Source organism: Exiguobacterium aurantiacum DSM 6208 (assembly GCF_000702585.1).
Taxonomy (GTDB): Bacteria; Bacillota; Bacilli; order Exiguobacteriales; family Exiguobacteriaceae; genus Exiguobacterium; species Exiguobacterium aurantiacum.
Map to the genome: position 1 here is coordinate 22,922 of NZ_JNIQ01000002.1, position 13,443 is coordinate 36,364.

General features: G+C 42.7%; 12 protein-coding genes and 1 pseudogene. 5 read left to right on the forward strand and 8 right to left on the reverse strand.

The features are described 5' to 3' along the window. Positions 1-27 precede the first annotated feature (27 nt). A pseudogene (locus P398_RS16230) lies at positions 28-917 on the forward strand (DNA/RNA non-specific endonuclease). A 127-nt stretch (positions 918-1,044) separates the two neighbouring features. On the opposite strand, the gene P398_RS0115490 reads toward P398_RS16230, so the two are convergent. Both P398_RS0115490 and P398_RS0115495 read right to left on the reverse strand, forming a co-directional pair. Continuing rightward, positions 1,045-1,653: a helix-turn-helix domain-containing protein gene (locus tag P398_RS0115490; RefSeq protein ID WP_029336128.1), complete on the reverse strand. Its 609-nt coding sequence runs from the start codon at positions 1,651-1,653 to the stop codon at positions 1,045-1,047. Positions 1,654-1,836: 183 nt separating this feature from the next. Further along, positions 1,837-2,418 carry a hypothetical protein gene (locus P398_RS0115495; RefSeq protein WP_152548632.1) on the reverse strand — a complete coding sequence of 194 codons (582 nt, stop codon included), beginning with the start codon at positions 2,416-2,418 and terminating at the stop codon, positions 1,837-1,839. Between the two features lie 256 nt (positions 2,419-2,674). On the opposite strand from P398_RS0115495, the gene P398_RS0115500 reads away from it, so the two are divergent. Further along, entirely contained in the window at positions 2,675-3,796 is a 1,122-nt protein-coding gene (locus tag P398_RS0115500) for an ISL3 family transposase (RefSeq protein WP_235263469.1), read from the forward strand. Positions 3,797-3,921: 125 nt separating this feature from the next. Beyond that, positions 3,922-4,635, forward strand: coding sequence for a hypothetical protein (locus tag P398_RS16850; protein WP_147287426.1), 714 nt, complete (start codon positions 3,922-3,924; stop codon positions 4,633-4,635). An 883-nt stretch (positions 4,636-5,518) separates the two neighbouring features. Here the strand turns inward: P398_RS16850 and P398_RS0115505 are convergent. The 3 genes from P398_RS0115505 to P398_RS0115515 all read right to left on the reverse strand — a co-directional run bounded on the left by P398_RS0115505 (position 5,519) and on the right by P398_RS0115515 (position 7,015). Continuing rightward, positions 5,519-5,821 (reverse strand): hypothetical protein, encoded by a 303-nt coding sequence (locus P398_RS0115505; protein ID WP_029336132.1) that lies wholly within the window; start codon positions 5,819-5,821, stop codon positions 5,519-5,521. 139 nt (positions 5,822-5,960) lie between these two features. Beyond that, positions 5,961-6,158 (reverse strand): hypothetical protein, encoded by a 198-nt coding sequence (locus P398_RS0115510; RefSeq protein ID WP_029336134.1) that lies wholly within the window; start codon positions 6,156-6,158, stop codon positions 5,961-5,963. Between the two features lie 401 nt (positions 6,159-6,559). Then, positions 6,560-7,015, reverse strand: coding sequence for a JAB domain-containing protein (locus P398_RS0115515; RefSeq protein ID WP_034799662.1), 456 nt, complete (start codon positions 7,013-7,015; stop codon positions 6,560-6,562). Positions 7,016-7,385: 370 nt separating this feature from the next. On the opposite strand from P398_RS0115515, the gene P398_RS0115520 reads away from it, so the two are divergent. Beyond that, the gene (locus tag P398_RS0115520) at positions 7,386-7,727 is read left to right on the forward strand and encodes a YolD-like family protein (RefSeq protein ID WP_029336137.1); all 342 of its coding nucleotides are present in this window, start codon (positions 7,386-7,388) and stop codon (positions 7,725-7,727) included. 238 nt (positions 7,728-7,965) lie between these two features. Here P398_RS0115520 and P398_RS0115525 read toward each other — a convergent pair whose 3' ends face one another. The 3 genes from P398_RS0115525 to merR all read right to left on the reverse strand — a co-directional run bounded on the left by P398_RS0115525 (position 7,966) and on the right by merR (position 11,509). Next, positions 7,966-9,288, reverse strand: coding sequence for an ISL3 family transposase (locus P398_RS0115525; protein WP_029336138.1), 1,323 nt, complete (start codon positions 9,286-9,288; stop codon positions 7,966-7,968). Between the two features lie 159 nt (positions 9,289-9,447). Further along, on the reverse strand, positions 9,448-11,088 hold the full coding sequence (gene merA, locus P398_RS0115530; protein WP_029336139.1) for a mercury(II) reductase: 1,641 nt from the start codon (positions 11,086-11,088) through the stop codon (positions 9,448-9,450). A gap of 28 nt (positions 11,089-11,116) precedes the next feature. Continuing rightward, complete coding sequence (gene merR / locus P398_RS0115535) at positions 11,117-11,509, reverse strand: Hg(II)-responsive transcriptional regulator (RefSeq protein WP_001863748.1); 393 nt, start codon at positions 11,507-11,509, stop codon at positions 11,117-11,119. A 317-nt stretch (positions 11,510-11,826) separates the two neighbouring features. On the opposite strand from merR, the gene P398_RS16720 reads away from it, so the two are divergent. Further along, positions 11,827-13,394, forward strand: a protein-coding gene (locus P398_RS16720; RefSeq protein ID WP_115336729.1) for an IS3 family transposase whose coding sequence is annotated in 2 segments (ribosomal slippage) — positions 11,827-12,478 and positions 12,478-13,394 — 1,569 coding nt in all. Because the reading frame shifts where the segments join, the coding sequence is not laid out codon by codon here. The last annotated feature ends 49 nt before the right edge of the window (positions 13,395-13,443 follow it).

The window sequence follows — 13,443 nt, forward strand, 5'->3', positions numbered from 1 at the left end:
ATATATACATGCTATAAGGAGAACAAAATGAAATTTACATACTTAGTCATCCCTTTGGCCATCCTGCTGATGGCCGGTTGTACCAGTGAAGACACCCCTTCTACAATTGAGAAAGCAGAGGGCATGCTACTCAAACAGAAGAAGTCGTCGATACGACTGAAACGAGCACAGACGACTCAAATACGGAGACGACTGCAGAAGAGCCTGCAGAAGCCGAGGAAACGGTCACTAACTCGGATAATAAGCTGTTCTCCGGCTATAAACTGATTGACGTTGATGGTGGGGATTTGTCCGGATACCGTGAGGCGAACGTCGTCGTCGATATCGGATATGGGGATCGCGAGTATTGGGCGTTCACGAACGAACATGGCCAGCTTGTGAGGGTGGTGGCTGAAGAAATCATCCTGCAAGATGACGACACAGAAGATGTGACCTCGGATGGCCGCTACTACCACGACGAAGCGAAGGTGCCGGGCGTCGAACACGATGAGCTTGACGAGGGTCATGTCATCGCCGACTCGCTCGGGGGCGTCTCGAACGCCTACAACATCACACCACAAGATAGAACGCTCAACCGCTACGGGGACCAGGCCTATATGGAGGACGTGATCCGCAAGGCCGGTGGCGCGACCTACTTCGAGGCAATCATCACATATCCGGATACGAAAACTTATATTCCGTCACACTACCAATACACCTATACGGTCAGAGGAAATGTCGTCACCGATTCCTTCGACAACTTTAACCCGGATGAGGTGAACGCCGCACTCGGCCTAACAGAAGGTGAACCGGAACCCGCAGCTGCACCTGAAGCCACAGGCGATGTCTCGAGCGTAGATACGAATGGAAACGGTCAGGTGACGATCCAGGAAGCGAAAGACGCCGGTTTCACGATGCCGATCATGAGCGACCATTAGCTCTACCCCTATATGCGTGATAACGACAACGACGGAATGGTCGGGGAATGATTTTACCCTAAAAATTAAAACAATGATGATTGTATAAAAAGACATCCTCCATTTCTAAGAGAATGTCTTTTTATATTCATTTACGTTTTCGGTTCACTTTATCGAGCCGAATTTTCTCGATTAACGCGTGGATGATCTGTTCATCTCTTCCACCAAAATCTTTATTGAAGGGAATCCGCTCTCCTTCGAACATAAAATATCCGAGCAGGAACGGGACTCGAGGTGTTGCGTGGCCCCACGTGTGCTTCGAGCAACGTTCCCACACCTCGGCTTCTAACTCTTTTGAATAGCGCATATGCTCGACAGCAGCCTTGACCTCCGATTTCTTCAGGACAAAATAGTCTTCAAAGACGAATTTACCGAGAAGCTCGTACCACATCTCCTCGCGGGCCCGCTCTTTAATCGCTTCTACATCGACTTCGACGTGATACGGGGCCTCTTCTTCATTCTTGATGACATCCCGTGCTTCCCCTGTCACCGACTCCGGATACAGCTCCCACCCTTCCGGCATCCGTTCTTTGATGAACTGTTCGAGCGCCTCCTCACTGATCCGATAACCTTTTTTACGCGACTCGAGCGGTTCTGCCTGGATCACGCCTTTTCGTACCCAGTTGCGGACCGTCTCCTTATGGCTTGTGAGCTTGTTCTTCGATAAGATTTCAAATGCTTCGTCAATCGTATACATGATGAACCCCCTTTTAATACAATGATGATTTTATTAAAAAATACCATAAACATTGTATTAAATTAAGATGTTATCTTAATCCACTTCAAATTAATCAGAAATCGGTGAATGACTTCCAAACAAAAACACCATTCGGCTGAATGGTGTTCATTCTATTGAAATTTAGATACAATTTAAAACAAATCAACTTTCTTTTAAACCATCAATTACATTAAATACTTTCACAAGAAGCTCTTTATCTTTAACCTCATCTTTTTCCGGGCCATCTGGTAAGAAAAATCTCCAAGAAATACTATCTTCCGTATTTCGACCGTTAAAACCTTGAACGTAACCACTTTCCTCATTAGCAGCCATTTCCATCGTAGTATTTTCACTTACAAAAGCAAAGTCCATAAATCCTTCAGTGCCAAAAAAGAAAACTGGATATTTCACTGTGTTGAAGAAAGGGACATACTTTTCTTTGTCGGCCTCAGAGAAAGCACTCTCAGTAATAATTATTGCGTCAAATGTAGACACATTATGGTCCAAAGCACTTAATTTGATGTTTTCATATTTTACATTATTTATCTCAGGGAGTTCTTGATCACCTATTACAGCAATTTCTAAGATTCTTCCTTCATAATTTCCCACTTGATGATTCATATTTTTTTCTTGGGAATGAAAGTTTGGGTTACCACAGCCCACTAATAAAACCGAAAATAAAACTCCTGTAATTAGTTTCCTCATAAGAGTGTGTTCCTCCTTAATAAATAATACATTTTTCATAAATATCTAACCTTTTAACTGCTCTTTCATTTGTTCTTACTTTATTATATACCATGCTTCAATTAAACAAAAATGGCTCATCACCATAAGGTGTGGTTGACACATAAAATCCATCGGATTTTGAATTGAACATAGAAAAAAAGCGAAAACCCCGGTATCGTAATTGTTGCTTAGACAAACCACGATTGGAGTTTTCGCTTTGTCCCAACAGTTTATCAAATTACTTCTTCCACTTCCAGCCCTTTTTCAGATCCAAATGTCGTCAGACGAAGAACCAAACGTTTTTCCGGTCATCCCGGGTCGACATGACATCCCTTGTCCGCTTTGCCAGAGAAAGACCATCCAGCATTCGAAAAAGCGGCGTCGCTTTCGACACGGTCATGCGTGGAACGTCGGTGTACTCTGGATCGAACTGGATGTCCCACGTCAAAGATGCACCTCTTGTGATTTGACGTTCGTGTATGACTACGGTCTCGGGCTCGTCCGCACTTCCACCGAGGTTTTCCGGAAAGGCATCGCAAAACGTTGCCACGGACGGACGATCTCAGATGTCGCACGCGAGTACGGCCTCCCTTATACGACGGTGGAGCGCTGGTTCTATCAGTACGCTTCAGTGGAGACGATGGAGCGTGCAACGCATGTCCTGGTCGACGAGTTCGCCACGAGAAAGGGGCACCACTATGCGACGATTGTCCTCGATGCCAAGAGTGGACAGCTTCTGTCCATTGTCCCGGGCCGGGACGTGGCAGCCATCACGGCAGCACTTCAAGACATATCCGGGGATATCCGTTCTGTCGTCAGTGATTTTGCACCGGCGATGGCGAAGGCCATCAACCATGTCTTCCCGGAGGCAGAACATGTGCTGGACCGGTTCCACCTCGTCCAGTTCTTCACGGACGCTCTTCGCCGACGGCGTCGTTTTTTGAACGAGGCAAGACGCCATCACCACGTTCGCGTGATCGATCGTTCGCTCGCGCGTCGCCCGGAAACGCTGACTGGGGAAGACCGGGAGGTCGCCCGTTCCTGTATTCAGGAAGATCCATTCATTCGGAACCTCTATCAAGGGCTCCAGCATATCCGGTATGTGCTGAAGGCGACGTGCGAGATACAGGCGCAACGGCGGCTGACGGACTGGTTGGACCGTTATCAGTTCCATCCGTGCGGGCCCTTAGCGAAGATCGCGAAAGCGATCCGGGTCCGAGAGCAAGCAATGCGCCAGACCATCGTGTCAAGGTTGTCGAACGGGAAGATGGAAGGGACGAACAACAAGATCAAGCTCATCAAACGCCGTGGTTATGGCTATCGAAACCTCGAACGATTCTTTTTAAGATTGCGCCTCGAGATCGGTCGTCAAAATAGCAACCACGAGTTATGGTGATGAGCCACAAAAATACAATAAAAGATAAATAATGTATTTATAAAATTTTATTTAACATTTTTTTACTTGGTGTTATAGTGATAGTGTTCGGAAAATAATATTACTAAAATTTAGGGGGAACTGAAATGAGAAAAGTATTTGCGTCTTCTTTATGTGCTTCTATGTTAATTATTGGTGGTGTATTCATTAATCCCGATGAGACACAAGCGTCCTCATCGAAGTCTACTAGCAGTGTTTCAAATCTAGAATTGATAGATTTAAACAATTTAGAGGACCTAGAAAAAACAGGTAATGTAACAGTTGAAGAAGTTACATATGATCAGTTTGTAACAGAAACTGCTGAACAGAAGGGTTTATCTAAAGAAGAAGTTAAAAGAATACACCCTAATCGTTCTAAATTATCAGGTACGACTCCATCCAGCTTTTCCACTAGAAGTAGTCTAGTATCAACTCAAGCTGTATCTTCAAATGTAAATAGAATGCATAGAGTTACAATTACACAAAATGTCGGAATCTCTTACAAACCTTCTGTACAAATTTTTATTTGGACATATAGCTCTGGATCATTTGTTCAGTACAAATACATAGAAGATGTTGGTATAATTCAGCCTAGCCAAACTAATTCAAAAAAATTCGATGGTGTAATTAAAGCTAAAATCACAGGAACTACTTCAGTTTGGTGGATGATTAATGGTGATTTTTATAATCACGGCAGTACAACGATTACTATTGGAGGTGAAGGTCCAGTTGCAGTTAAAGGTAAAACTGTAACAGCAACTTTTAGTGTTTCGAATTCAGATAATCATTATAGAGCTTGGGACAATAGTGGAACAAAATAATTCAAATATCTATTGATGAATTTCATAGCTCAGTATAATATCTCTCAATTAAATTCTCTAAACTTAAAGCGGGTTACGATAAAATTCAATCCGAAAAATATTTTAGAAAAATATTTTAGAATAATTTTTTTCTATACAAGGCTCATTATAAAATTTAGAATATTTTAAACAGAGGAGCGTTTTCCAAATTAGGAATGACGCTCCTCTGTTTTAGTGGCTTTGTAGTTACCCCACCTGGCATGCCACTTTTAAAGGGGGCATAGAGTCACATATTTCAGTTGTTTGGTAATAGATTTGTCAAGGTAGCTGTTAAAAATACCATTCAGCTCTCAATTTGAAGTATTCCTCGTAATGTTCCTGACTTGCTCAATGCCTCAATGGATTTTTTCTGCTCTTTGCGAATGTTTCTACTTTCTTGATTGTGAAAATTTAGATTGCTTGATAATTCGATTCTGCGGAGAAAAACTACTACGTCAGTTGACTTTTTACAACTCATTCATTACAAATAGAATTTCATGTCGGTTGATATTCCCGTGATGCTTCCCTAGTAAGTGAAATAACCTTATTTTCATGTAAGTTCTGAATTTAATGTACAAGATTCGGGCAGTATTGGGTTTCATTACGTTATGCAAACGTTTTTGTCCTTAATTGTTTGGATTCAACCTTTCGTTGAACACCTTTTTCATTCGCCAACAGTTCTACAGATCAGTCCACGCACTGTCTTTTGACGTTGCCCTTACGCTCCGTGCCTCCCGTCAGAAAGGGCCAGGAATATAGAGATGCGGCGGTGAGCCAGCAGCTCTTGTTATCGGGCCGTCAGGGGGGCAGCGGTGCGATGAGCGACTTCGCCATAGGGCGCTAGACGCTCACGCATGAGCCCGAATCACCATTCCTTCTCCCATGCCCCGTCTTCAGACATCCCCCAATCCTCGAACCGATACTTGATGAGCCAATGGACATGCATCACTTCATATTCGAATACACCCTGTGATAGCTCTGAGACGACGAAACTGACGTCCCCATCCGCCACCACCCATGTCCCATATAGATACACAATCTTGATCGGATGCTCTTCCGCATCCAGATAGATCACTACGCGAAAATAAGGCGAGTTCCGTCCCTCATCGAACCGGACGAACGGATCCAACCCTTCGAACGCATAGTCATCAAGTATCCCCTCGTCCATCACGTCTCACCCTTTCAGTCTTTATAGACCGATTCTCGATACTTATGTGATTCACGCCTCGTTAAAGACTCACGTGAGAAAAAATAAATGTATACACGTATACAAATCTACAAGTATACATGTATACATTTTGAAACAATCAGTTATGTACTTGAAGCGTGTTCGTATTAAAGAAGACCGTCATCTGTTTCAATCGTTCCCCTTCTTTCACTTCACAAAGGATATCCATGCTCACCAACTCGAAGGCCTCAGGATCGATGTCCATCCGTTCAGGAAGTCTTCTAAGTAATACCTCTTTCATCTCTTCAATCGTTTGCTGGCCCAATGTGTGACTCATTTGAATCATCCTCTCCTGTTGATAGCTCAACGATACCTTGAATCTGACCACTCGACATCTCGGCTTATTTCATATAAGCCCTGGGCTTGTTTGAAACAAGCCCAGGGCTTACGTAGGAAAAACGACGATTTTCACCAAACAAGCACTCATTTCTTCATCAATCCAAACATCTCAAATACACATTCATGAAAAGACAGAGCAACATGATTTCTTTATGCCTTTGACTTCTCACCAAATCATTTGTTTTCGCCACGCGAAAACATTCCTTTTCCCGGATCCGAATTCTGGATCCAGGCGAGAGCAAAGCGAGTCGCCGAATCCGTCAAAGAAAAACGTATGTTTTTCCTCCTTGCCCTTACCGGACGGAACAGGACCGGTTCACCGGCCCCGCTCCTTTCCATTCAACCCATGTAACCTCGCTGTTTCATGCTGACATATGACTCGTCCGCACCGAGGATGAGATGGTCGAGCACCGGGATGCCGATGAGGTCACCCGCTTCATGCAACCGTTCGGAGACGAGGATATCCTCCCGGCTCGGGCTCGGGTCCCCGCTCGGGTGTTGGTGACAGGCGATGATGCACGAGGCATTGTTCAAGATGGCGCATTTGAAGATTTCCCGCGGGTGGACGACGCTCGAATTGACGCTCCCGACGTGCGCCCGATGGACGCCGATGACCCGATTTTTCGTGTTCAACATGATGACGAGGAACACCTCACGGTCATCATCCCCGATGAACGATGCCCCGATTTGTCGGGCATTGTCGGGTGATTGGATGACGGCGTGCTTGAGGGCGACCATTTCCTCGCGAACCTCTTGTTTGATACGGATGACCTCGATGATTGACGATAGTTCCATGATGGTTTGTCCCCTTTCGGATAAGCTGTCCTCAGAACGAACACCGTTGTGCGTCCTGTTGACGGGAACGCAGCGAGCGTCGGGAGACGGTGCAAGGGCGACCGCAGGGAGAGCCTCAAAAAAATGCGTAGAGCAAACGAAGGACCAGGCTTCCGTAGCCAACGAGCGAAAAGCCTTGCTTTGAGCCAAAAGCGAAGGAAGACGGGCCGGAGGGCGCGTCATTTTTTTGACGTCCCTTGCACCGACGACCAGCGAGCTAGAGTACGGAAACAGGACGCACGGATCACAAATCTTTAAAAAGACTGTTCAAACGAGATAAACCGGGTATAAAATAGGAACAAACGTTCGTATTATTAGGAGGATGATTTTTATGACGATGTATCGCGACCGGGGTGAGCTGAAATGGATCCCATTTCTCATGCCCGAACACAGAGCCCTACTGACGAAATACTATAAAGAAATTCAAAAGATCGAGATGCCTGATATCGACGAACAGGTCCTATCGGTCTATGAAAACGTGCTGAATGACGCGATCTTCAGCGGGAATATGGTGGAGGTGAGATATGTGGAGGAGCGGGAGATGAAACGATTCAAGGGGTTCGTGCACCGCACGAACTACATGGAGCGGACCGTCGAGCTGGCCAATCAAAGGGACGGGATCATCCATGTGCCGTTCGAGGCAATCATTCACGTCGAACAATCGATAGACTAACGCCCTGGCGGTTGTTCGAAGTCTGTGTCACGAAAATTATTTCGTGACACAGACTTCCCTAAAAATGAAATAAAATCCTGATTAGCTCTCATTAACTTTATCATCAAAGAATAGCTCCCTAAAACATCAAGACATTATATATTTTTGTACTTCTTTAATTTTTTTCATCTTTTGTGAGAAAGTACATACTGACTCCTAAATAAATAAAGGGTATTCGGATTTCATGGTGGAAAAGGGCTTATAAATCACCCTTCTCCAAATTCTTAATAAGTGTGGAAAAATCGACACCAAAGTTGTCTGTAATGTCGTGATCATTCACTTCATACCAATTGAAAGTATCGTATAACATAGCTTTATTGAAAGCACTTGAATTAAATCGTGGCTTACGCTTTTTATGGAGCTTCTCATTGAAAAGGATTTTGGCTCGTAAGGCATCAAACGAGTAACCTCTACCCATTCGCTCTACCTGCCTAATAATGCTGTTAATTGACTCCGTATAAGCATTAGTGAGCCTTTTATCAAAGTAGTTGAATATTTCGACATGCCAGTTGTCTACGGCTCTCACGAGGTCTTTATATGCGTCTTTAGAGTTGCTGGACATACAACGGTGTCTCCATTGACTATAACGAAGATGACCTTCATCTGGATCAGGAGTATCCCATATCCAGTAAAACTCTTCTTTGAGTTCATAGGCTTCTTTTAAAGCAGGAAGATTACCTAACCAAGTATCTAAGAGGAATGATTCACGTTCATTTAGATCGTGTTTACGCTTTAGAAGGATAAACCTTTCACGCATAAGGGTACGTCTTTCTTTTTGGCTCATATGGGCTTTCAAAGACTTTCTGACGTTATCTAAGGCTTGATTAGCCATTCTAACTACATGAAACTTATCTACGACAACTTTAGCGTGTGGAAGGATAGTGTTCACTGCGTCTTTGTAGGGCTTCCACATATCCATTGTGACGTACTCAATGTAAGTCCTGTCACTGATTTCTGAAAGACGTTGGATGACTGTTTCCTTGTTACGGTTAGGCTTGATGTCATAAATAGTCCTGCGTTCAATATTAGTCAATACAAGCCGAGGTCTACGGATAATATGTATCTCGTCTATCCCAAGCCACTTAGGAGTTTCAAACTGGTATTCACGTTCTTTGAGTGCCACATAGTCCTTAAAAACGTTCCTAATGGTTTTCTCGTCAACACCAACGCTTTCTGCGACTTCTACAAAGGTCTTAGACATGGATTGCTCTTGAATGGACTTTAAAAGCCTTTTGGTCATACTACGCTTTTCATCTACAGATATTAGGCGTTCCCAGAAGGTAGATCCGCATTCACGACACTTGTATCGTCTACGGTTCAATTGTAAGCCCACTCGCTTTAAACGAATGGGCAAATCCATAATTAGTTGATTTCTTGAACTGTGTTTGTACAACTTGTCAAAACCACATTCAGGACAACGTTCAGGTGGTCCGACTGCTTCAACTTTAAACATCATATCGGTTTCATTTTCTTGTGGCGGTTCTATTGTTTTAATGTATGGTAGGGATAATAAGTCTGACATATTATTCATCCTTTATTACTCTGCGGTGTTAAGGTATCAATTATAGATTTGATGTCGAAATCATCAGTGTTAAATTATTTTTGTGACCACAAATGCACTTAGAAAATCCCTTAAAGCATTAGCTGGTTCACTTGAATAGGGAGTTGTAAAAAAGTTCCCTTAGCCTGCACAACAAGATAATTTCGAAATATCTTTATCGAACGTAAGTGCAGCTAATTTTAGCCCTTCAGCCATTGTTAAATATGGTGCTAGGGTTTCTGTTAAATCTTCTATCGTTAAGCCAAATTTAACAGCTAATGATGCTGCATAGATGACATCTCCTGCATTCTCAGATACAATATGAACCCCTAATACTTTTAGTGTTTCTGCATCTGCTACTAGTTTAAATACACCGGTTGTTTCACGGTTTACAATTGCTCTTGGAACAGCATCTAAAGGTAATACAGATGTCTTCACATCATACCCTTTCTCTTTTGCTTGTTCTTCTGTTAAACCAACCGTTGCAACCGTCGGATTCGTAAACGTAACAGCAGGAACTACCGATAAATCTATTTTTTTGTTTAATCCACCAATAGCATTATCAGTAATAATTCCACCTTCATAGGCTGCTACATATACAAATTGTGGTCCTAAAGTCACATCTCCTGCTGCATAAATCTTTTCATTACTTGTTTGACCAAAATCATTGATCAGGATTTCATTATTTTTTCCAGTTTCAACACCTGCTGCACTTAAATTTAAAGAATCCGTATTTGGTTTTCTTCCAGTGGCAACAAGTAACTGATCTGATTCAATGACTTCTCTACTGCCATTTACTGTTACGTAAACCCTTTTTATCTCTCCACTTTGTTCAACACGCTCAAAAGTTGCCCCTTTGACAAGGTTTATACCCTGTTCAATTAACGCTTTTTCAACTGACTCTGAAATCTCAGGATCATACTCCTTTAAAAGTCGCTCACTTCTTTGCATAAGCGTTATTTCTGAACCTAAATGATGAAATAGTTGTCCAAGCTCCATTCCAATGTATCCTGAACCAATTACAGTTAATCGTTTTGGTATTTTCTTTAACTCAAGAAGTGTTGTACTAGTTAAATAGTCCATTTTTTCAAGTCCTGAAATTTGGGGCAACGAAGGCGATGCACCTGTTGCAATTAAAAAGCGTTTTGCAGATAACTTTGCCCCATTGACCTCAACCGTACTAGCATCAACGAATTTTGCTTCACCTTTAATTAAATCAAAATTATATTCATCAATTAAATCCATATATTTTTGATTCCGAAGTTCGCTCACCAATTTATCCTTTTGCGTGATTAAACTAGCTAAATCCACTTCTCCAGCGGATGTTTGTAAACCTATAAACGGATTGTCTTTTGATAAATGATTGATTTCCCCTGCCCTAAGAAGAGTTTTTGACGGAACACAGCCAATATTCACACAGGTTCCCCCAACCGTTCCACGCTCAATCATTCCAACTTTTGCACCGTATTCTATAGCTTTAATTGCCGAAGAAAAGGCAGCAGCACCAGAACCAATAATAAGAAGGTCATAATTGTCTTCATTAATTAACGCCACGTTTTCTAGTGATGATACTTCTTCAATTTCTCCGGCTTGGTAATTTGCTTCATCAATCGCCTTTATTGCACTTTCAACCTCAATATCATCGGGCAGTTCAAATACTGCTTCACCACGACGATAACTAGACTCAATATTTTTAGCACCTATCTTTTCAAGTGCTGATTCTACGTGTTTTTCACAACTCGTACAAGTCATTCCTGAAATGTTTACCTTAAATTTATTCATAAAAAAGCTCCTTTCGTTAATTAATCTCTCATGTTAATGTTTCTATTATTGGACACGAATGTAATTGCTTTTCATCTGGACATCGTTGTTTTAAGTCGTCTAACATAGTTTCAATTCGTTTTAAATCCTCTATTTGTTTTTGCACTTCCTTTTGTTTTTTAGAAACAAATTCGAACATATCTTGACAACGAACTTCATCTTTATCTACAACACCAAGTAATTTATAAATCTCGCTTAAAGAAAAACCAAGTTCCTGTATTCGTTTAATAAACCCAACACGCTTAACGTCATCATATGAATATATCCGATAACCAGCTTCCGTTCGGTGAGGTTCTTGTAATAAATTTTTTCGCTCGTAATATCTGATCGTTTCTTTATTAACTCCACATTTATCTGCAAACTCACTAATGCGATAAATCATCTTATTTCACCCCATGAATATTATAAACCGTGTACCATAGTACACGGTCAAGTGAATTGGACTATTTTATTTTTTTCCCAAAGTATCACTCGTATGTGATTGATACTTTTATATAATACTATTGATTATCCTAACATCCCACCAGAAAATCCGATTTAAACACCAGTTGTTTTTAAACTATTAAGAAAGTAATTCCACTATATATTCCGAAGACCCTAAATAAACAAAAAGAATAACTGACTCAAGAATGATATGCTCCCCAATAGGTAGACAGATGAAATAACAAATCTGTTTATTCTATTGGGGAGTGTTTTTTTATGGCGAGAAGTCGGCATTCAATCGAACAAAAACTGGCTGCACTGCGCATGATGGAAGAAGAAACGCATACATGGAAGGAAATCATGGAGACTCATCACGTTTCTGAGAATACCCTCCGGGTGTGGAAAGTGAAATTCGATACCGGCGGGAGTGACGCATTGAAGGAATCGAAGACATGGAAACTGTACACCAAGGAACAGAAAATCGCGGCCGTCCGTGACTACCTCGACGGGGCCACCACGATGGAAGTCCTCTCCAACTATCAAATCAGTGATGGATCTGTTCTTCGAAAATGGATTAAGAAGTATACTAGTCATAGCGAGTTAACAGATTCGAGAAAAGGGATGGATCGAGCTATGACAAAAGGGAGAAAGACCACATTCGAGGAACGCATGGAGATAGTCAGGTATTGCCTGGACAACGGACGGAACTATCAACGGACGGCCGAGGTATTCGCCGTGTCGTACCAACAGGTCTATGGGTGGACGAAAAAATATGACGCCGACGGCGTGCACGGGCTCGAGGACCGGCGCGGACGGACGAAGCAAGAAGAGGAACTGACCAACGAGGAGAAGCTCGAACGTCGCATTCAACAGATCGAGCGGGAGAACGAGCGCCTTCGTGCCGAGAACCTGTTCCTAAAAAAGTTGGAGGAAATCGAGAGGAGAGGTTGATCAGCCAGATCAGGCTACAATTGCGATACATGGTCATCGAGGAAATGTCGACGACCGACACGTTCCCGGTCGTGCTCCTGTGCGAGATCGCGCAGGTCTCACGGGCCGCCTACTATAAATGGTTGAAGCGTACCGTCTCGGTACGCGAAGAAGAGAACTTGAGCCTATTGGAAGACATCCGCCTCCTCTACGACCAGGTGAACGGGACCTACGGTTATCGACGGATCACCATGACGGTCAATCGCAGACGACGCCAGCATGACCTGCCGGCATACAATGAGAAGCGCATCTATCGTCTCATGCGTATCCATGAGATCCGTTCGGTCATCCGCCAGAAGCGAAAACGGCACAAAAAGTCGTCACCTCAACATGTGGCAGAGAACGTATTAAACCGTGAATTCACAGCTGAAAAGCCGAATGAGAAATGGGTAACGGATGTGACAGAATTTAAATATGGCCTATCTAAGAAGGCCTATCTCAGTGTGATTCGTGATCTTTATGACGGATCCATTATTAGCTATGTGCTGGGACACTCTAATAATAATCAACTGGTATTTAAAACGCTTGACCAGGCAATCGTACGATTGCATCAAGAACACCCACTGATTCATAGTGATCGTGGATTCCAATACACCTCTAAGGCGTTCAAGCGTAAATTAGAGGCGGCAGGAATGACTCAAAGTATGTCACGGGTTGGTCGCTGTATTGATAATGGACCAATGGAATCTTTTTTCGGCACGTTAAAATGTGAAAAGTATTATTTACATAAGTATCAGACCTTTGAAGAACTTAACATTGCCATAAATGAGTACATCTATTTTTATAATCACGAAAGATACCAAAAACGATTAAACGGCCTCAGCCCTAAAGAATATAGAGCGAAAGCCGCTTAAATCACTTTTATTATTTCCACTGTCTACTTGACGGGGGGCAGTTCAGATT

Bases quoted from the DNA above. Each gene is read 5' to 3' on its own strand.
- P398_RS0115490 (WP_029336128.1), bottom strand. From the start codon at position 1,653: ATGTATACGATTGACGAAGCATTTGAAATCTTATCGAAGAACAAGCTC.
- P398_RS0115495 (WP_152548632.1), bottom strand. From the start codon at position 2,418: ATGAAAAATGTATTATTTATTAAGGAGGAACACACTCTTATGAGGAAA.
- P398_RS0115500 (WP_235263469.1), top strand. From the start codon at position 2,675: ATGTCGTCAGACGAAGAACCAAACGTTTTTCCGGTCATCCCGGGTCGA.
- P398_RS16850 (WP_147287426.1), top strand. From the start codon at position 3,922: ATGAGAAAAGTATTTGCGTCTTCTTTATGTGCTTCTATGTTAATTATT.
- P398_RS0115505 (WP_029336132.1), bottom strand. From the start codon at position 5,821: ATGGACGAGGGGATACTTGATGACTATGCGTTCGAAGGGTTGGATCCG.
- P398_RS0115510 (WP_029336134.1), bottom strand. From the start codon at position 6,158: ATGAGTCACACATTGGGCCAGCAAACGATTGAAGAGATGAAAGAGGTA.
- P398_RS0115515 (WP_034799662.1), bottom strand. From the start codon at position 7,015: ATGGAACTATCGTCAATCATCGAGGTCATCCGTATCAAACAAGAGGTT.
- P398_RS0115520 (WP_029336137.1), top strand. From the start codon at position 7,386: ATGACGATGTATCGCGACCGGGGTGAGCTGAAATGGATCCCATTTCTC.
- P398_RS0115525 (WP_029336138.1), bottom strand. From the start codon at position 9,288: ATGTCAGACTTATTATCCCTACCATACATTAAAACAATAGAACCGCCA.
- merA (WP_029336139.1), bottom strand. From the start codon at position 11,088: ATGAATAAATTTAAGGTAAACATTTCAGGAATGACTTGTACGAGTTGT.
- merR (WP_001863748.1), bottom strand. From the start codon at position 11,509: ATGATTTATCGCATTAGTGAGTTTGCAGATAAATGTGGAGTTAATAAA.